Source organism: Asanoa sp. NPDC049475 (assembly GCF_040676915.1).
Taxonomy (GTDB): domain Bacteria; phylum Actinomycetota; class Actinomycetes; order Mycobacteriales; family Micromonosporaceae; genus Asanoa.
The window spans coordinates 894467-913428 of the sequence record NZ_JBFAPY010000002.1 but is presented as its reverse complement, the minus strand read 5'-3'; the positions used below and the strand labels follow the sequence as shown (position 1 = coordinate 913428).

The 18962-nt window shown below is 73.5% G+C and carries 12 protein-coding genes; 3 read left to right on the top strand and 9 right to left on the bottom strand.

What is annotated here, in order from left to right:
* Positions 1-37: 37 nt before the first annotated feature.
* Together AB0J88_RS10310 and AB0J88_RS10305 are read right to left on the bottom strand one after the other, a co-directional pair.
* Entirely contained in the window at positions 38-1885 is a 1848-nt protein-coding gene (locus tag AB0J88_RS10310; protein ID WP_364346346.1) for a dynamin family protein, read from the bottom strand.
* Positions 1882-3402 (bottom strand): dynamin family protein, encoded by a 1521-nt coding sequence (locus tag AB0J88_RS10305; protein WP_364346348.1) that lies wholly within the window; start codon positions 3400-3402, stop codon positions 1882-1884. The genes AB0J88_RS10310 and AB0J88_RS10305 overlap by 4 nt, the downstream gene beginning before the upstream one ends.
* Positions 3403-3638: 236 nt before the next feature.
* On the opposite strand from AB0J88_RS10305, the gene AB0J88_RS10300 reads away from it, so the two are divergent.
* A complete protein-coding gene (locus tag AB0J88_RS10300; RefSeq protein ID WP_364346350.1) occupies positions 3639-6263 on the top strand; it encodes a LuxR C-terminal-related transcriptional regulator in 2625 nt (874 codons plus the stop codon).
* A 13-nt stretch (positions 6264-6276) separates the two neighbouring features.
* The gene (locus AB0J88_RS10295; RefSeq protein ID WP_364346352.1) at positions 6277-6804 is read left to right on the top strand and encodes a LuxR family transcriptional regulator; all 528 of its coding nucleotides are present in this window, start codon (positions 6277-6279) and stop codon (positions 6802-6804) included.
* Positions 6805-6821: 17 nt separating this feature from the next.
* Here AB0J88_RS10295 and AB0J88_RS10290 read toward each other — a convergent pair whose 3' ends face one another.
* From AB0J88_RS10290 to AB0J88_RS10270, 5 genes are all read right to left on the bottom strand, one after another.
* Positions 6822-7346, bottom strand: a complete 525-nt coding sequence (locus tag AB0J88_RS10290; RefSeq protein WP_364346354.1) for a hypothetical protein — start codon at positions 7344-7346, stop codon at positions 6822-6824.
* Positions 7347-7512: 166 nt separating this feature from the next.
* Complete coding sequence (locus AB0J88_RS10285; protein ID WP_364347521.1) at positions 7513-8298, bottom strand: lysophospholipid acyltransferase family protein; 786 nt, start codon at positions 8296-8298, stop codon at positions 7513-7515.
* Positions 8299-8334: 36 nt separating this feature from the next.
* Positions 8335-8811 (bottom strand): pyridoxamine 5'-phosphate oxidase family protein, encoded by a 477-nt coding sequence (locus tag AB0J88_RS10280; RefSeq protein ID WP_364346356.1) that lies wholly within the window; start codon positions 8809-8811, stop codon positions 8335-8337.
* Position 8812: 1 nt separating this feature from the next.
* Complete coding sequence (locus AB0J88_RS10275) at positions 8813-9547, bottom strand: hypothetical protein (protein ID WP_364346358.1); 735 nt, start codon at positions 9545-9547, stop codon at positions 8813-8815.
* Positions 9548-9637: 90 nt separating this feature from the next.
* The gene (locus tag AB0J88_RS10270) at positions 9638-10477 is read right to left on the bottom strand and encodes a patatin-like phospholipase family protein (protein WP_364346360.1); all 840 of its coding nucleotides are present in this window, start codon (positions 10475-10477) and stop codon (positions 9638-9640) included.
* Between the two features lie 230 nt (positions 10478-10707).
* Here AB0J88_RS10270 and AB0J88_RS10265 point away from each other — a divergent pair, with 230 nt between their 5' ends.
* Positions 10708-17118, top strand: a complete 6411-nt coding sequence (locus AB0J88_RS10265) for a polymorphic toxin-type HINT domain-containing protein (protein WP_364346362.1) — start codon at positions 10708-10710, stop codon at positions 17116-17118.
* 37 nt (positions 17119-17155) lie between these two features.
* Here AB0J88_RS10265 and AB0J88_RS10260 read toward each other — a convergent pair whose 3' ends face one another.
* On the bottom strand, positions 17156-18244 hold the full coding sequence (locus AB0J88_RS10260; protein ID WP_364346364.1) for a hypothetical protein: 1089 nt from the start codon (positions 18242-18244) through the stop codon (positions 17156-17158).
* A 58-nt stretch (positions 18245-18302) separates the two neighbouring features.
* On the bottom strand, positions 18303-18962 hold the full coding sequence (locus AB0J88_RS10255; RefSeq protein ID WP_364346366.1) for a maleylpyruvate isomerase N-terminal domain-containing protein: 660 nt from the start codon (positions 18960-18962) through the stop codon (positions 18303-18305).

Below are 18962 nucleotides of genomic sequence, written 5' to 3'. Positions count from 1 at the left end.
CGGTCAGCGGAGCACGACGGAGGTCGACCGCGCTCGCTCATGGCAGCTCCTGGTCGTCGGTGGTCGGTGCGGGGGCGAGGGTCCGGGCGCGGACGAGCACCGCGTCGACCTGCTTGATGCGGGAGCGGATCGCCTCGCGTTCGGCGGCGACGCCGGCCCGCCGCCGCGCCCGCTCGGCCTTGTCGTCGGCGAGAGCCTTGTCGATCTCGGCGATGTGCGCGTCGAGCTGGGCCAGCCGCCGCTCGATCGCGTCGTCGAGCGACAGCGTCAGCGCGTACTGGAGGTCGGTGAACCGGTGCATGATCTCGTCGGAGAGGGCGGCGCGGGCCTCGCTGAGCACGTCGCGCAGCCAGAGCCGGGCCTGTGCCCGGTCGCTCTGCGCCCGCCGCCGGTAGAGGATGAACGCCCCGGCGGCCAGCCCCAACCCGAGGCCGGCGACGGGCACCAGCAGCCCGCCGCCGAGCAGCGCGCTGGCGCCGAGGGCGGACGCCCCGGCCATCGCGCCGCGGCCGGCCATGAACGCCATCCCGCCCGCCGACATCGCGATCATCATGTTGTCGGTGCCGGTGTCCCGGGGTGGCCGGCTGGTCAGCGCGTGCCGCAGCGTGGCGTTGAGCCGGGCGAGCACGAACTGGAGCTCGTCGGCGCCGAACACCTGCGCGAGGACCTTCTCGGCCACCTTGCGGAACAGGTGCTCCAAGTCCTGCGACAGCCGCACCGACAGCGCCTGCAACGCCGTGTCGAGGTCGCTGGGCAGCGCCTTGAGCTCGTCGCTCTTGGCCTTGTCGATCCGGGTGAGCAGCTGGTCCTGGAGCTCGGCCACGTACGTGCGCAGCTTGCCGGTCGCCTCCACCCGAGCCCGCTGCGTCTCGGTGTTGAGCGTCAGCGACCACTGCCGCGACTCGGTCCGCTTGCGCGCGGCGAGGGCCGACCGGTCGGCGCGCGCCTTGGCCACGTCGGCCGGGTCCGGGTCGGTGGCGGTGAGCCGCTCGCCGGCCCGCAGGTCGAGCCGGACCAGCTCGCTGCGCACGGCCCGCAGCACGTTGGCCTGCCGCAGCAGGTGTCCCTTGCCGGCCAGCTCGATCAGTGCGTGCTGCAGCGGCGCGATCCGGGACTCGCGGACGAGCTCCGCGCCGGCCTCGCCGGGCAGCGTCATCGACAGCTGCGCGAGCCGCGCCGACACGGGGAACCAGGGCGCCTGAGCGAACCGCGGCGCGTGGGTCTGGAGCTGCGCGCGGTCGTCGGCGAGGATGGTCCGCCATCCCGGGTACGCGTCGGTCTTGGTCAGCGCGAACACCACCACGTTGACCCGCTTGCTGGCCTCGATCAGGAACTCGAGCTCGGGGCGGGTGAACGGCCCGGACGCGTCGACGACGAACAGCAGCGCGCCGGCCTGCGCGGCGGCGTCGAGGGCGACCTCGGCGTGCAGCGGGTCCAGCCCGCCGGTGCCCGGCGTGTCGACGAGGCTCAGGTATTGCAGTAGTGGCGCCGGGTGGGCCACCTCGATCCGGCGCGGGGGCCGGGTGCCGTCGGGGAGCTGCCCGAGGACGGTCGCCCAGTCGCGCAACTGCCCGAGCTCCAGGGGTACGGGCTGCGCGCGGTCCGGAAGCCACGCCTGGGCGCCGGGGGGGCTGCCGGGCACGAACTCCAGGTAGGTCGCGGTGGCCACGGCCGCGTCGACCGGCGACAGGTCCGGCACCCCGATCAGGGCGTTGACCAGTGAGCTCTTGCCGCGCTTGGTCTCGCCGACGACGACGATCGACGGCCGGGTGACCGCGCGGCGACGCAGCGCCTCGATGTCGGCGGCCGCGTCGGCGTCGGCCCGGCGCAGGAACGCGAGCGACCCGTCGACGGCCTCGCCGAGCAGTGCCCCGAGGTCGGTCATGACGCCACCTCCGCCCGCAGCCGCTGCGAGAGCAGGTGGAAGCCGCGGTGGACGACCAGCGCCACCCGTGACTGGGCGGGGCTGGCGCCGGCGACCGCGAACACCCGCCAGCGGGCGGCGGCCGCGAGGGCGGCCTCCCGAAGCTCGGCGGTGCCGGCGGTCGGCAGGCTCAGGATCCACTGCGGGTCCTGCGAGAGGGCAAGCCGGGTCAGCTCCTGCTCCATCGGCGCGGGCAGCTCGACGGTGCCGCCGCTGACCTGCTGGGCGACCTCGAGCAGCCGCAGCCGGTGGTACTCAGGGCGTTGCAGCACCCGCTCGATCGCGTCCCGCAGCACCTCGCGGTCGGGGATGGTGTCGGCGTGCCCGGCCGTCTTCTCGAGGGTCGACAGCGCCCAGCCGGCCTTGATCGCGTCGGTGCGCCACCGGAACGCGTGGTCGAGCGTGTGCCGCAGCCGCGGGAACCCGGACGCCTGGTAGAGCATCCGCACCAGGTCACCGCTGCCCAGCGTCGGGTGGGCGGCGAGCTGGGCGAGGGAGAAGCCGATCCCGTAGAGGTCGAGCAGGGTCAGGAGCCGTTCGCGGTGCTCGCGGGGCACGGGCGCCGGCCGGGACACGAAAAGATCAACCGAGGCGAGCAGCAGCGTACGGTCGGCGACCGACATTCCCGACAGCACCCGCAGCGCCTCGCAGTCGGCCGCGGTGAGCCGCCCCGCCTCGGTCGTCTCGGCCAGCAGCCCGACCACCGGCACCACCCCGGACACGACACGGCGCAGCGCCTTGCCCTGGTCGTCGGCCAGCCGCTCGGCGACCGGCCACGGGTCGGCGGGGCCGTCGACGAGCTTGTCGGCCTTGTTGAACAGCCCCACGGAGTTGATCGGGTTGCTGGCCAGCCTGGCCGACACCGACCGGAACGCCTCCAGCGCGGCCACGTCGTCGTCGCGGACGGCCTGGGTGAACACGTACACGATGGCCTCGGCCCCGGAGATCGCCCCCGCGGAGTCCGCGTCGAGCCCTTCGTCGATCGGGGCGGTGTTGTCCTCGAAGAGGAAGCGGCGCGCGCCGGCCGAGACGGACGCGTTGGTCGACGACAGCCCGGGCGTGTCGACGACGGTCAGGTCACGCAGGTTCGCGCTGGTCAGGGCAACATCGACATAGGCAACTTCAGCCGCGGGTACGCCGAGCCGCTGCGGGATCATCCCGGTCTCGTCCAGCGGCAGGCTGACCCGGCTGCCGTCACGGCGCACGACGTCGACCCGGTCGGCCGTCCCGTACCGGAACTGGGTGACGACCCGGGTGCACTCGCCGACCTCGGTCGGCGCCACCCGCCGCCCGATCAGCGCGTTGACCAGGGTCGACTTGCCGGCCTTGAGCCGACCGGCGATCGCGACCCGCAGGGGTTCGTCGAGCCGTTGCCGCACGCGCTTCACCTGGACGCGGGCGGCGTCGGAGGTGAGCCGCGGCGCGACCTCGTCACACAGTTCGGCGACGACCTGCCGCAGCGCGATGGGTGCCGTCACGCCTGGACACTCCCCTGCAAACCGCCCTTATCGGGCATGATGCCCGTGCTGGGGTCGTCAGGTCGCGGCACGTCGGCGACAATGACGGTGGCCCGGCGGGGGTGCGCGGTCATCTGGCGTGGTCCTCCTGGCTGGGTCGGCTAGACCAACACTACGAATATCCTGCCGGCGGCAGGATCCCATGTTCGTGCCACCGGGGTACGCGTCCGCCGGCGGCCCCGAAGGTCGGAGGATGAGTGCCGCACGCACCGGGCACCGACGTCGCCGACCGTGCCGCCGGGGAGCCGGCCGGCACGGCGCCTGACGACGTCGTCGCACGGGCCGGCGCGCTGCTGGCCAGGCCCGGCCTGGTCGTACTGACGGGGGCGCCCGGCGCCGGCCGCAGCACGGCCCTGCGGGAGCTCGCGGCGGCGTTCCGCGGCCCGGTCTTCGCCGGCGGCGGCCTGTCGATGCTCCAGGACGTGCCGGCGCTGGCCCTGTCCCGCGCCGTGCGGGTGCGTCTGCCCGCCCATGACACGGCGCTGCTGGCGGAGGCGGTGCGGTCGCGGGTCCGGTCCGGGCTTCTCGTGGTCGACGACCTGCAGTGGGCCGATCCGGCCACGGTCGCGGCCGTGGCGGCGTTGGCCGCGCACACGCGGGTCGCGGTCGCGCTGCGAACCCCGCACCGGTTGCCCGCCGAGTCGGTGGCCGCTTTGCGGTCCGCGTCGGCGGGGTGGCTGGCGGTGCCGCCGCTGAGTGTGGCTGCCGCTACCGAGGTGGCCCGGCGGGTCGCGCCCGCCCTTGGTGACGCGGCGGTGGCCGAGGTGGTGCGGCGGGCCGGAGGTGTGCCGCTCGCGGTGACCGCACTGGCGCGGCACGCCGCGGCCGGTCGGCCGGCCGCGGCCGATCGTGGGGACGAGACGACGGGCGCGCTGCCGGTCGTGGTGCCGGCGACGCCGGAGGTGGACCAGGTGGCCTACGCGGTCGCAGAGGCCCTCGCTGACCTGACCCGCCCGGCCCGCACGGCGATGGCGGCCCTCGGCCTGCTGGGCCGCCCGGTCTGCCCGACCGTCCTCGGCGCCGGGGTCGAGGAGCTCCGCGAGGCCGGCCTGGTCATCACGGTGTCCACGCCCTCGGGTCCGGCCGCACCGGCCCTCGGTGCCCCGGGTGCCGCTCCTGCCTCGCCTGAGGCGGGCGCCGGTGGGTTGGTCGCTCCTGCCTCGCCCTACGTCGCCGAGGTGGCGGCGGGGATGCTGGATTCTGCCTCCCGAATCGCCCTGCACCGCCGGCTGGCTGAGCTGACGCCCGACCGTGAGGCCGCCCGGCATCTTGCCGCCGCCGGTGACCACGAGGGCGCGGCCGCGCGGGCGCTGGCCGCGGTGGAACGGGCCGGGACCGCCGGTGAGCGGGCCGAGCTGCTCCTGCTCGCCTGCGACCTGCCGGGCGCACGTCCTACCGACGCGACCCGGACGGCCGCCGCGGCCGCGGCCCTCGCCGCCGGCCGGCCCCGCGACGCCGTGCGGGTGCTCGCGGCCGGCGGGCCTCTTGGCGTCGACGCGGCGGTGCTGCGGGCCGAGGCGCTGCTCCAGATCGGTGACCTGGCGGGGGCGCGGGCCGCGGCGGCACCCGTGCCCGACGACGCCCCCGCGACCGTCCGGTCGGCCCGGGACCGGATCCTGTTGCTCGCCCGGCTGGCCACCGACCCGGCGGGCGCGCTCGCGGCCGCCGCCGGGCACGGTGCCGCCCCCGAGAACGCCGGCCTGCGGGCGGCGGTCGCCGCCGTGCGGGCGGCGGGTCGGTTGCCGGGCTGGGAATACGGCCTCGCGTCCGCGGCTGAAGCCGCCGCGGCTGCCGGTGACCTGCTGTCGACCCGGTGGAGCGCCTGGCTGCTCGTCGAGACCCTCGCCGCCGACGGCCGGCTCGACGAGGCCGCTGCCACCGCCCAGCGGGCCGCGGCGGCCTGCGCGTCCGACCTCGCCTACAGCTGGCAGGCCCGGTTCCTGGCCGCCGCCCTGTGGTGCGAGGCGCTGCGCGGCGACGCGGCCGGCACCTCGACCGACGACGTGGTGCGGCGGGCCGCTGACCTCAGCGACCGGACGGTGCCGACGATCGCGCGGGCGTACGCGGTCGCCGCGGCCAGCCTCGTCGAGGCCGACGGTGGGCTGCTCGCCCCCGCGCGGGCACGGCTCGCGTCGGCGGTGCCCGCGCCGGCGGCTGCCGCGTTGTTGGACTGGGTCGGCCGGGAGGCCGCGTGGCTCGACGGCCAGCCCGACCGGGCCGCCGCTGCGGACAGCGCCGCCGCGCCGCCGTTGGTCGACGGGCTGCGGCGGATCACCGCGCGGTGGGCCGCGTACGACGCGGGGGTCGTCGAGGAGCCGGACCCGGCGGAACTCGACGCGACGGACGCGGCGTCCGACGGCCTGCCCGCGGTACGCGAGACCCTCGCCGCGTGGTCGGGTACGGGCGGGTTCGACCAGGCGGCGGTGGCGTGGCACGACGTGGTCGTGCGCGAGGAGGTCCGCTGCCTGCTCGCGGCCGGCCTGCACGAGACCGACCCGGAGCGCGCGGTCGCCGCGCTGCTGGCCGCGGAGTCCCTCGCGGAGTCGGCGGGCCTGGTGGTGCTGCTTGGCCGGGCTCGGCGGGCGTTGCGCCGGCACGCGGTGCGGCGGGAGACCCGTGGCCCGCGTGCGGGGTCCGACCTGACCGAGCGGGAGCGCGACGTGCTGCGCCTGGTCGCCCGGGGCGAGCCGAGCCGCCGCATCGCCGGTCAGCTCGGCATCTCGGCCGAGACGGTGGAGACTCACATCCGTGCCGGGATGCGCAAGCTCGGCGCCCGCACCCGCACCGCGGCCGCCGCGATGGCGCTGGAGCAACTGCGATGACCGGGGTGGGGCCGTGACCGACGTTGACCAGCCCCGCTACGTGCTGCCGAACGCCGGCGACGCGACCACCGTGCTGCGTCGCCTGGCCCGGTCCGGCTGGACGACCCGGGAGGGTTTCGCCCTGACCGAGCAGTCCTGGGACCTGACCGGCAACCGGCTGCTGCTGTTCGGCCGCGTACCCGACCGCGAGACCGTCCGCCTCGTCGTCCTCGCCGCGGCCCGCGGCGCCGGCGTCGTCGCGATCACCGACACCACCGGCGACATCGGCCGCTCACTGCTCGCGGACCTGACCCGACTCGGCCCGGTCCACCGCGACGCGGGCGGCGCCGACTCCGGCCCGGCCGAGTCCGGCGACCTGCTGCCGGAGCAGCGCGCGTTGCTCGACCGCCTGGCGAGCGGCGAGACGATCGCCGCGGCGGCGGCCGCCGAGTTCCTGTCGCTGCGCACGGCCAACCGCCGGATAGCCCAGGCCCGCGAGGCCCTCGGCGTCCGCACCACCCGCGAGGCCGTCCTGGCCTACCTGAGCCAGCGCGGCACCTGACCCGCGCGGGTGCCGACTCAGGCGGTGATCAGCCGCTCGTAGTCGTTGCCTTCCGGCGTGTAGACCAGGGTGAACTCCATGCCCGCTTCGGTGGCGACCGTGCGCAGCCGCGTCAGGACCTCGGCCTCGCCGGGTAGGTCGATGCCCAGGGCCGCTGTCGCACGGTCGCGGCGGGCCGCCAGGTCGGGCATGTCCTCCAGATAGTCGGCGGCCAGTTCCTGGCTTTCCTCCACAGTGAACGCCTGGCAGTCCCGCCACCACGGTGCGACCAGCAGGAGCTGAAGCAGGTGCTCCAGGCCGATCGCGACCAGGGCCGCGCCTCCCTCCGAGTCGGCGTAGAGGATCGGGCGTTCCTCGCCGCCGTCGCCGCAGAAGAAGAACGTGCCGCCCGCACCGTCGCCCGCGAAGCTTTCCAGGGTCGCGCCAGAGGCGAGGTGGACCTCCTCGACGTGGTCCTTGCGGTCGAGCTCGAAGTCACCCGGCCACGCCAGGAAGCTGGCGGCGTCGTCGTGGTCGGCAATGGCGGCAATCAGCGTTCGCATGCGCCGCACCTTAGCGGCCCCCTCCGACACTCACGCCCCCGGAAAGGCCCGCCCAGGCACGAACTACGTAGCGTCCACGTCTGACACGAACGCGCCAGAAGGGCGCGCCCAGGCGGCAGGTCCGCATGGCGGGCACGTCTGACATGGACGCGCCGGAACGGCGCGGTCAGGCGTTGGGGCGGCGGCGGTAGCGGCGCGACAGGTCCGTGGGCTTCGTCGGGTCGACGAAGCGTGGGCCGTCCAGCTCGTCCTGGCGGATCACGGCCAACGTCTCCGTCAGCCCCTCGATGATCCGCTCGGTGGCCCGCTGTGCCGCGCCCGGGACGCCTGGGACCAGGTCGGACAGGTCGATCGGCGCACCGAAGTGGACCTTGATCGTGGGGCGGCGCCAGAACGAGCGGGCCAGGCCGCCCACGACGCTGCGGAACGACGACACGTAGGGGATCACCTCGTGCGAGCCCCACTGCGCGACCGGCACGACCGGTGCGCCGCTGGCGAAGGCCAGCCGGGCGGTGCCCGTGCGGCCGCGTTCGGGCCACATCGTCGGGTCGAGGCCGATGCGGCCCTCGGGGTAGACCATCACCACCGACTCGCGTACCGCGTCGACGGCGACCTGCAGCGCGTCACCGACGTTGGCCGTGCGCCGGTCGACACGGATGTGCCCGCTGGAGCGCATCGCCCAGCCGACCACCGGCGCCCGGAACAGGCCGCCGGTAGCCATGATGCGCGGGGCGATCCGGCGGACCCGCGTGGCGGCGGTCAGCACGATCGGGTCGAACGGGCTGATGTGGTTGGCCGCCAGGATCAGCGGGCCGTGCCGCAGGCTCTCGGGGACGTGTCCGCTGACCTCCAGGCGCGCGAAGGTCGCGACCGCCAGCCGGGCGAAGGATTGCAGGCCCAGCCAGAAGCGCGGTGGCCGCCAGGTCGTGGCGGGCGTCGTCGACACGTCCATCAACAGTTGATCGTGCCACACCTGGCGATCATGGGATCAGCGGTCGAAGCTCCGCACGCCGGCGCCCGGCCGCCACAGCTCGATGACCAGCTTGTCGGCCGCCGCCGACAGCCCCGTGTAGACGACCTCGTGCAGGTCGAGCCGGAACAGGTGCATGCTGTCGGGTGAGCCGTCGGCGATCACCGCCCAGAAGCGGTCGAGGTCGGTGACCTCCTCGGCGACGCCGGCCAGCTTGGCCTCGCCGGGCCAGGAGGTCGGGTCGTCGCCCGGGTCGACGGGTGCGGAGTGCAGGGCGAAGCGCGGGTCGCGCAGCAGGTCCTGTGCCTTGCGGGCCTGCCACATGCTGCCGAGCCAGACGTCGTCGCCGGCGAAGATGGTCTCGGTGCCGCTGATCCGGGGCGCGCCGTCGCGGCGGAGCGTGGCCAGCGTCTTGTGGGTGTTGACGTCGAACGCCGTCTTCACCCGCACCGCCAGCTCCGGGGCCTCCGCCACGAAGCGCGCCCACGTCGCCATCTCAGCCGACGTCGCGTAGCTCGGCCAGCCGCGCCTCGATCTCGGCGAGCTCGGCGCGTAGCTTCTCGGCCTGCGTCTCGGCCTCGGCCCGCTCGGAGGCCATGATCTGCTCCACGGCCTCGTGCACGCCGGGGACGTCGACCAGGGCGACCATCTTGAGCGCCTCGGCCGGACGGATCGTGTAGGGCTTGGCCAGGCTCTTGGTGCCCTGCGCGGCCGCGACCGTCCACTCGCCGTCGGCGTAGGCCAGCGTCACCGTCAGCCCCGCCGGGCCTTTCGGCTTGGCGGACTTGGCGGCCCGCTTCGCCGGGCGCGGCGCCTCGGCGGTCGGCTCCTCCACCGTGGACGTGGTCACTGTGCTCTCCTCACGTGGTGCCGGGACTGGGGACTTCGAGACGGGTGGCAGCAGCCCGGGCCCGGGCGGGGCCTCGTCGACCGGAGCCGCCGGCTTGGCGGCGGCCTTGGCCGCGGCCGTCGACCGGGCGGCGGCGCCGCGCGGGGCGACGGCCAGGTCGGTGGGGGAGAACGGCAGCTCGTCGCGGCCGAAGCGGACCACGACGAACTCGTCGGACACGTCGGGGTCGGTCAGCTCGATCACCTGGCCGGTCTGGCCCTCGATCTGGCCGGCCGACGCCGTGAACACGACCTTGGGCTTGCGGCCGGCGGCCAGGCCGTCGCGGATCGACGACAGCTCGTCGGTGGAAAGACCGCGGACAGCGGTGCGCGCGGCGGCCATCAGGGAACCCCTCTCATCCGTACACCTGTTTGATTTTGTGCAGGCTCTTCATATCAGGAGCCCCCGACAAAACCGAAGGCGGCACGCCGCTCACGCCGACCAGACCGCCGTGACCCTGGCCGCCTCGGCCGCCGCCTGCGCGCGCCCGGCCCGCGCGGAGGGTGCCCGCGCCGCCGGGTCGAGCACGTTGCGGCCGATCGCCCGCCGCGCCGCCGCGTCCGGGGTCACCACGACCACCGACGCGCCCGAGCGGCGCAGCGTCGCCAGCTGCCGGTCGAGGCGGTGGTGCCGGCCCAGCGCCCGCGCGATCGGCGCCAGCAGCACCACCCGGTCATGACCCACGGCCAGGTCGACATTGGTGGCCGAGCGCACACCGCCGTCGACGTAGCGGCGCCCGTCGATCGTCACCGGCGGCCAGACACCCGGCACGGCACAGCTCGCACCGACCGCGTCGACGAGGTCGACCCCGGAGTCGCGGGTGAACACGGCGGTCCGGCCGCTGCCGGCGTCGACGGCCACGATCCGCAGGTCCCGCTCCGGCCACACGGCGGCCGGCATCCGCGCCGCGATCGCCGCCCGGCGGCGGTCCTCCGGCATCGTCGGTGCCCGCAACGCCATCGCGCCGACCCGCGCGGCGGCCCGTTCCGCGGTCCGGGACGTCGCCGCGGCCCACACCCACGACGCCATCGGACCCCAGCCGAGCCTCGCCGGCGTCCCGGTCTCCGGCGGTGCCAGCTGCGAGGCGTAGAGGTCCTCCACGGGTACGCCCGACGCGATGCCCGTGCCGACGAACGACCCCGCCGACGTGCCGATCACGAGGTCGGCGGCGGTGAGGTCCACGCCGGCCTCGGCCAGCCCGGCCAGCATCCCGAACTCCCACGCGATCCCGGTGACGCCGCCACCGCCGCACACCAACGCCCTGCCGCCCACGCGCACCTCCGGGATAAAAGTGCACCCAGCGTACGGCCCACCCGGGCGGAGTCGACAATGGATGATCGCGCGTATCGAATACACATTCGCGCACGCCTATGCCTACGAATGAGACCGGCAATAGGTTGCAGTGAATTCCTGTCAGAAGGACGACCCCCAAAGGCAATTGATACGCCTCTATGATCGGCGCTGGATCACTGAGCAGATCCGTCCACGGGGGAGGACCGACCATGTCCAGTCACACCCTGCGCAGCCGTGCCCGCGCACTGGCGGCGCTCTGCGCGATGACGCTGATCGTCACGCTGGTGCAGCCGCTGGAAGGCAGCCCGGCAGCGGCCGCGCCGCCGGCACCACCAGGACCCGGGCAGGGTCCGGTCGACCGTCCGATGCCCAAGGGCGTCCGCCCCGACACCGCGTTCCCGCCCGACAAACGGCCGCCGCTCGTGCCGCCGGAGGTCCGCGCCGACGGCGCACCCAGGGAGCTGTCCCGCGCGGCCTGGGACCGCCGCACCACCGCCCGCGTCGCGGCCGACGACCGCGTCTTCACCGACGTCCTGGCCCGCCCCGGATTCCTGCTCGGCGACACCTCGGTGAGCCTGTTCTTCAACGTCGCCGCCGACGCGCCGGCGTTCTCGAGCTGGCGGGTCACCGCCTACGACAAGGAGTCCCAGACCGAGCAGGCCTCGACCACCCTGTCCCGGGACGAGATAGAACGGTCGAAATGCTCCGGCCAGCGCGACTTCTGCCGGTCGTTCGGCCGCGAGCACGGCTGGGAGCTCGACGCCAGCCGCGACTACGAGGTCACCATGACGGCGGTCCTCGACGACGGCCGCGAGATCGTCTCCGAGCGGCCCGAGGTGCGGCCCCGCGCCACGATCGTCCCGCCGGCGATCCCGCTCGGCCAGGCCGGCGGCTGCGGTTGCGGCAACGCCCTCGCCCTGACCAGCGCCGGCCAGGCCATCCGCGCCGACGGCGTCAACACCGCGACCGGCGCGTTCATCCAGACGGCCGGCGACCTGGGGATGTCCTCGATCGGCGTGCCGTTCAGCTCGTCGCGCACGTACTCGTCGGCCAACGGCGTCGGCCCGCTCGGCGGCGGCTGGGCCTGGTCCTACGGGATGACCGTGACCGCGACCGAGGGCGGGGCGGTCGTGCGGGCCGAGGACGGCGCCGAGGCGACCTACCAACGAGACGGCGACAGCTACCGCCGCCCGCCCGGTGTGCGGTCCAACCTGCGCAAGGCCGGCGACGGCTGGGAGCTGACCACCCCCGACAACATCGCGCACACCTTCGACGCGCAGGGCCGGCTCGCCTCGATCCTCAACCCGCGCGGCCAGGGCGTGCGCCTCGCGTACACGGCAACCGCGATCACCATCACGGACGCCTCCGGGCGCACGGCGAAGGTGACCCTCGAGGCCGGCCTGATCCGCGAGATCCACCTGCCCGACCACCGCAAGGTGAGGTTCTTCTACACCGGCAACCTGCTCACCTCGGCCCTCGACGCCCGCGACAAGCTCTGGAAATACAGCTACGGCACCAACGGCCTGCTCAGCGCGGTCACCAACCCGGACCGGGTCGTCGCGGTCCGCACCGAATACGACGCGAACAGCCGCGTCAGCCGCCAGTTCGACGCGCTCGGCAACCTGACCACCTTCGCGTGGAACGCCGACGCGCAGGAGTCCCTGACCACCGACGCCGACGGTGTGCGCGTCTACGACGGCTACCGCGGCAACGTCCTGGTCTACACGCTGAAGGGCAACGGCGACGTCGAGCACCACCGCTACGACGGCTCCCTCAACCGCGGCCTGGTCGTCGACGGGAAGCAGAGCCAGCACGAGTCCCGGTTCGACGACCGCGGCAACCGCACCCAGCAGGACGCGCCGCAGTCGCTCGGGTTCAAGGAGGACACCGAGTACGACAACCGCAACAACCCGACCAAGCACACCGACGCCAACGGCAAGATCTGGCGGGACACGTACAACGAGTTCGACGAGCTGGTCGAGAGCAAGGACCCCAAGGGCAACACCATCACCTACGAGTACGACGAGCGGGGTCTGCTGCTCGCCCAGACCGACCAGCGCAAGAAGGTCACCCGGTACGAGTACCTGCCGGTCGGCGACCCGAACAGCGGCCTGGTCAAGGCCGTCATCTCCCCGATGGGCCGCCGGGCGGAGTTCAGATACGACAGGACGGGCCGGCAGGTCGCGGAGACCGACCCGCGTGGCACCGCGCCGCGGACCGACCGCGAGGACTACACGACCCGCTACGAGTTCGACGCCCAGGACCGGATCGTCGAGGTCCGCGAGCCGGGCAAGCGCGAGCCGTGGCGCACCAGCTTCGACGACCTGGGCCGCACCCAGTCGCAGACGACGCCGACGGGTGCCCGCGTCGAGCACCGCTACTACGACAACGGGCTGCTCAAGTCCATCAAGGACAGCCGCCGCACCCTGTCCTACACGTACACCCCGGCCGGGCGGCAGGCGTCGATGCGGCTGGAGATGGACGACCAGCCCGACCCGGTGACGACGTACGCGTACAACGCCAAGGGTCTGCTGCACAAGGTCACGTCGCCGCGCGGGAACCTGCCGGGCGCGAACCCGGCGGACTTCACCACCACCTACTTCTACGACGCCAACGACAACCCGCTGCGGATGGAGCGCCCGTACCCGGGCGGCATCACGGTCAAGCGCGACATCCGCGTCGACGACCTCGACCGCACGGTGGCCAAGACCGACGAGCACGACAAGACGTCGACGTTCGAGCGCGACAACGCCGGCAACGTCACGGCGACGACCGACAACCTCAAGCGCCGGACCGAGCTGGAATACGACGACAACGGCCAGCAGACGAAGATCCGCGACGGTGAGCAGGGTGTCGTCGAGTTCAAGTACGACGAGGCCGGCAACAAGATCGAGTCGATCCGGGCGACCGGCGGACGCACCACCTTCACCTACGACGACGACGGCCTGCTGACCAGCTCCACCGAGCCGCGCGGCAACCTGCCCGGCGCCGACAAGGAGCGCTTCACCACCCATTTCGAGTACGACCTCGCCGGCAACCAGACCCGGACGATCGACGCGCTCGACCACACGACGACGAGCACGTACGACGCGAACGACCGGCTGGTCTCCGTCACCGACGCCAACAACCACACCACCACGTACACGTACCGCGACGACGACCTGCCCCGCACGATCCGCACCCCGGAGGCGCCGAACGACCCGCACGACCCGGCCAGGGGCGCCACCGTCTACGACTACTTCGACGACGGCCTGGTCGCCTCGGTCCGAGACCCCAACGGCAACCGCACCTTCGTCGCGTACAACGAGGCCGGCTGGCTGACCAAGGAGACCGACGCGCTGGGCCGGGTCACCGAGTACGGCTACGACGTCGAGGGCAACCGCGTCTCGACCCTGACCCGGTGGGACCACGAGCGGCTCTCGACCGCCGAGCGCGCCAAGCGCACGGTCGTCGAGTCATACGACATCGTCAACCGCCGCGAGTCCAGCGCCCTGGGCAGCCAGGGTCCGCGCTACTCCTGGCAGTACGACGCCAAGGACCGCACCACCGCCTACATCGACCCCACCGGGCACCGCGCCGTCACCTACGACGACGAGGACCAGGTCGAGACGGTCACCCGCGTCGAGGCCGGCCTGGAGGAGAAGTTCCGCTACGAGTACGACGCGCGCGGCAACATCAAGGTGCGCGAGTACCCGGACGGCACGAAGGTGTCCTCCACCTATGACGCGGACAGCCAGATACGCACCATGACCGCGTCCGGCGGCGCGGTCGGCGCCACTCCCGCGACGTGGAGGTTCGACTACGACCCGGCCGGTCGGCGTGAGGTCACCTGGCTGCCGGCGGCGACGGGGCTGATCGAGCGCCGGGGGTACGACGACGCGGGCCGGCTCACCGGCATCGGCACCGAGCGCGCACCCGAGGCGCAGCGGGTCGACCTGCCCGACGGCGGGCTGCTGTCCTTCGGCGACCGACCCGACCCGCCGACCGACGTGACGGCCCAGCCGGGTGCCGGGCTCGCGGTGGTGTCGTGGAAGGCGCCGCGGGGCGAGGACGTCGCCGGCTACACGGTGACCGCGTCGCCGGGCGAGAAGTCCGTCACCGTCGGCGCGACGGCGACCAGCGCGGTCGTCAACGGGCTCGACGCCGGCACCGCGTACACGTTCACCGTCACCGCCCACGACAAGGACGGCGCCGGCGACGCCTCCGCACCCTCCGGGCCGGTCGTGCCGGTGGCGGTGCCGCAGAATCCGGTGTCCTCGTACCAGCTCGAGCTCGACGCGGTCGGCAACCCGACCCGGGCGGTCACCACCCGCGGCGGCGTGTCCGAGTCCGTCGCGTACGCCTACGACAAGGCCGACCAGCTCGTCTCGGCCTGCTACGCCGCGACCGAGTGCGGCGAGAAGACCCGGCCGGCGGGCCGCATCGACTACCGCTACGACCTGATGGGCAACCGGCTCAGCCAGAAGCGCTCCGGGACCGCCGGCGACGACACCACCACCTACGAGTACGACCACGCGAACCAGCTCCAGAAGGAGGTCCTGCGGGAGCCTCGGCACGTCACGACGACGGAGTACGACTACGACGTCAAGGGCAACCAGACCCGCGCCGGCACCGACCGGTTCGAGTACAACCTCGACAACTCCCTCGCGAAGGCGCGGGTCGCCGGGCGGGACGCGCTCTTCACCTACGGGGCCGACGGGCTGCGGCTGACCGCGACCGTCGACCCGGGCAAGGCCGAGCAGGCCACCCAGCGCTGGTCGTGGGACGTGGCCGGGACCCTGCCGCAGATCGCCCTCGACGTGCTCACCGACGCCGCCGGTGCGACGACCGAGAAGCGCGGCTTCACGTACGGGCCGGACGACGAGCCCCTCGCGCTGCTCGACCCGGCCACCGGCCCGCACGCCTACACCCACGACTGGCTCGGTGGCGTCGCGAACATGCTGACGCCGTCGGGGACGCCGGAGGTCGGCTACGACTACGACCCGTACGGCAACCCGCGCGTCGGCGCGACCCTCGAAGGCACCGAGACGGCCGCGGTCGACACCGCGCCGGGCGCCGTCCAGGCCCAGGCCGGCGGCCCGGAGAACCCGCTGCAGTACACCGGCGCCTACCAGGACTCCACCACGGGCAGCGGCAACTACTACCTCCGGGCGCGCAACTACAGCCCGGGCACGGGTCGGTTCACCGCCGTCGACCCGATGCCGGCCGGCGGCGCCGCGACCTCGGCCTACACGTACGCCGACAACAACCCGATCGCGTACACCGACCCGACCGGCAACATGCCGGACGCCGGCGACACGGTCAGCAGCACGGCGACGCCGACGACCGCCACCGACGTCCCGCAGGTCGACCCGGCGGAGGTGGCCGAGGCCAACCGGATCCAGAGCAAGAGCGTGCTCGACGTGATCCTGGAGGCGGGCGGCCAGATCCTCATGGAGGTCCTGGGGATCAACGACATCCTCAACTGCCTCAAGGGCGACCTGGGCGCCTGCGCGATGGCGATCATCGGCTCACTGCCCTGGGGCAAGATCTTCAAGGCGAAGAAGATCGGTGAGGCGATCTTCCGGGCCGGCAAGGCCGTCCTGACCTGGTTCAAGCAGATGGACTGGGCCAGAGCGGTCCTGCGTGGTGCGGAACGCGCCGCCGAGGCCGCGAAGGCAGCGGCCGCCGCGGCGGCCCGCGAAGCCGCGCAGAAGGCGGCCGCGGCCAAGGCGGCGGCGGAGGCGGCGGCCAAGAAGGCGGCCGCGGAAGCCGCCGAGAAGGCCAAGGCCCTGGCGGCCAAGGCGAAAGCCGCGACGAAGAAGTCCGCTGACGGCGGCGGCCCCACGCTCTGCGAGGTCGCGAACAGCTTCGTCGCCGGCACCCGGGTCCTGCTCGCCGACGGCACCACCGAGGCCATCGAGCGGGTCGAGCCGGGCGACGCGGTCCTCACCACCGACCCCGAGTCGGGCCGCACCGAGGAACACCAGGTCACCCACAGGATCCGGACCGACACCGACAAGGAGTACGTCGACATCGCCGTCGACTCCTCGGCCGGCCGCGACACCATCACCGCGACCGCGCACCACCCGTTCTGGTCGGCGAACCAGAAGCGTTGGGTCGAGGCCGGCGACCTCAAGCCCGGCGAGTTGCTGCGGACCTCGGCCGGCACCTACGTCCAGGTGGGCGCCGTCCGGGCCTACCACGGGCAGCGGGTCACCTACAACCTGTCGGTCGACGGCATACCCACCTACTACGTGCTGGCCGGCGACACCGCCGTCCTGGTCCACAACCGCGGCACCAAGGTCGTCGGCCCCGCCTGTGACCCGACGTCGATCCTGGACGACACCCGCGGCGTCTACATCCTGGCCGTGAAGCCCAAGAACGGAAACGGGTACAAGTTCTACATCGGCATCACCGACAAGCAGACGTTCGCGTCGCGGGTGCCGAAGCACTGGAAGCGCAGCCGGGGCGCCCTCAAGCGCGACGGCTACAACAAGAGCGACATCGTCGGGGTGACCCTCTACAAGACCGACGCGTCGAAGGCGACGCTGGAGCAGATGGAGTGCCGGCTGATCGCCCGCTTCGGCGGGCCGAAGGGTCCGCTGCTGCTCAACCGGAACAAGGGCACGAACTGCTAGGGGAGTGTGAAGGGGCCGGCGCCGTCGGCCCCTTCACCTAGAAGTGGCGGTCCTCGTCGAACCAGCGCTCGGCGTCGCCGTCGGGCACGCCGGCGCGCTTGGCCAGGTCGTCGATGACGTCGCCGGCGTGCTCGCGGTTGACCGTGTCGATCAGCCCGTACTTCTTCTGCACGGCGTTGAGGTCGGCGACGAACGCGCGCAGCACGGCCTCGGCCCGCTCGGGTCCGTCCGCCGCCTCGATCCCGACCGCCGCCTTCGTGTACGCCTTGCACGCCGCGGTCCCGAACGCCTTCGACTCCTCGACCCAGTCGAGGAACGGATTGTCGATGTGGGCGGCGACCCAGCTCTCGGACTTGGCGCCGCTGACGCTCACCTCGACGCCGGAGCCCTTGAACCGGGCCTTGAGCGCCTTCGCGGTCCCTTTCAGGGTGCCGTTGACCTCGAGCTCGCGCAGGGTGGGCAGGTCGGGCAGGGAGCTCGGGTCCCAGTCGTACGCGTTGTCGACGGTCAACGTCGTCAACGCCCGATGGACGCGCAGGTCGTCGGTGTCGGTGAGGCGCCCCGGCAGGTCAAGGAACTCGATGTCGAGGCTCTCGACGGCCGTGAGGCCGCTCAGCACGCGGGCGGAGAGCTCCCCGCCGGCCTTCACCCAGACCTTCTTGGCGTTGCGCAGCCCGGCCGGGACGGTCGGCGGCTGGGTGCGGAAGCTCAGGAGCACCTCGGCGCCGCGCCCGTCGTCCGGAGAGTCGACCTGGAGGGTGGGGTGTGGGTCGTCCATCGACAGGGACTCGATGCCGGGCGGGAGCCGCAGGCGGCGCAGGTCAGTGCCGTGGAGGCCGAGGTTGACCAGCCGCGTAGCGGACAGGTCGACCTCGGCGGGCAGGTCGCTCCAGTGCAGCGCCGGCAGGCCGCGGGCCACCACGGCCTGGAGCATGCCGCGGTCAGGTCCCGACCACTTGACCGACATGGCGCCCGGGAACTTGTCGAGCGCGGACCAGTCGACAGGCCCGTCGGCCGGAACGGGAATGGAGCCCTTGCCACCGCTGAGATCGACCTGCTGCGTCCAGACTGGCACCGAAGCCGCCCCCGCGCCGAAGTCGACCTCCACGGAGTCTCCCCAGGACATGCGGGCGACTATACCGCGCGGGCGTTCACCGCCATCGATGCCCGCCCGCTCGTTGGCGTCAGCCCAGGGTCAGCGGGCGCAGCCCCAGCACGGTCAACCTGGCCGACTCCTCGTCGGAGACGGCCGCGCGGCCGGTCGCCATGCGCAGCACCTGCGCGTCGTCCCGGCCGAGCGCGGCGACCGCCGCCGCCCAGCCCTGACCGAACAGCAGCGGCAGGAGGAGCTGCGTGGCGCCGGCAGTGAGCCACGGCGGGCGCCGGAGCGCGTCGGCGACGTCCAGACCGTGCACGGCCGTCTCGAACAGCCGGGTGAGCAGGAAGTCGGACAGCAGCATGGCGTCGTCGTGCCGGGTGCGCACGACGCGGTCGGCCGGCTGCTCCCGGCAGACCTCGACCACCTCGTCGGCGATGCGGCCCAGGTCGCCGGCCAGGTCGGGGACGCCGGCGCGGTCGTGGGCGGTCCGGACCCGGTCGGCGTTCGCGGCCGCACTGAACCGCTCGTCGTCGCGGTAGTAGCCGGCCACGTCGGTGTCGGCCCGTCCCGGCACGACCGCCGCCACCATCGGCGGCACGCGACCCAGCACAGTGACGACATGACCGACGAGGTCCCGCACCAACCACGGGGTGCACCGTGTCGGCCGGTCCCAGTCCACCAGCGCGAGAGCGGCGACGAACGCGTCCGCCTCGTCCCGCAGCGCGGTCAGCACAGGAGAGTCCAT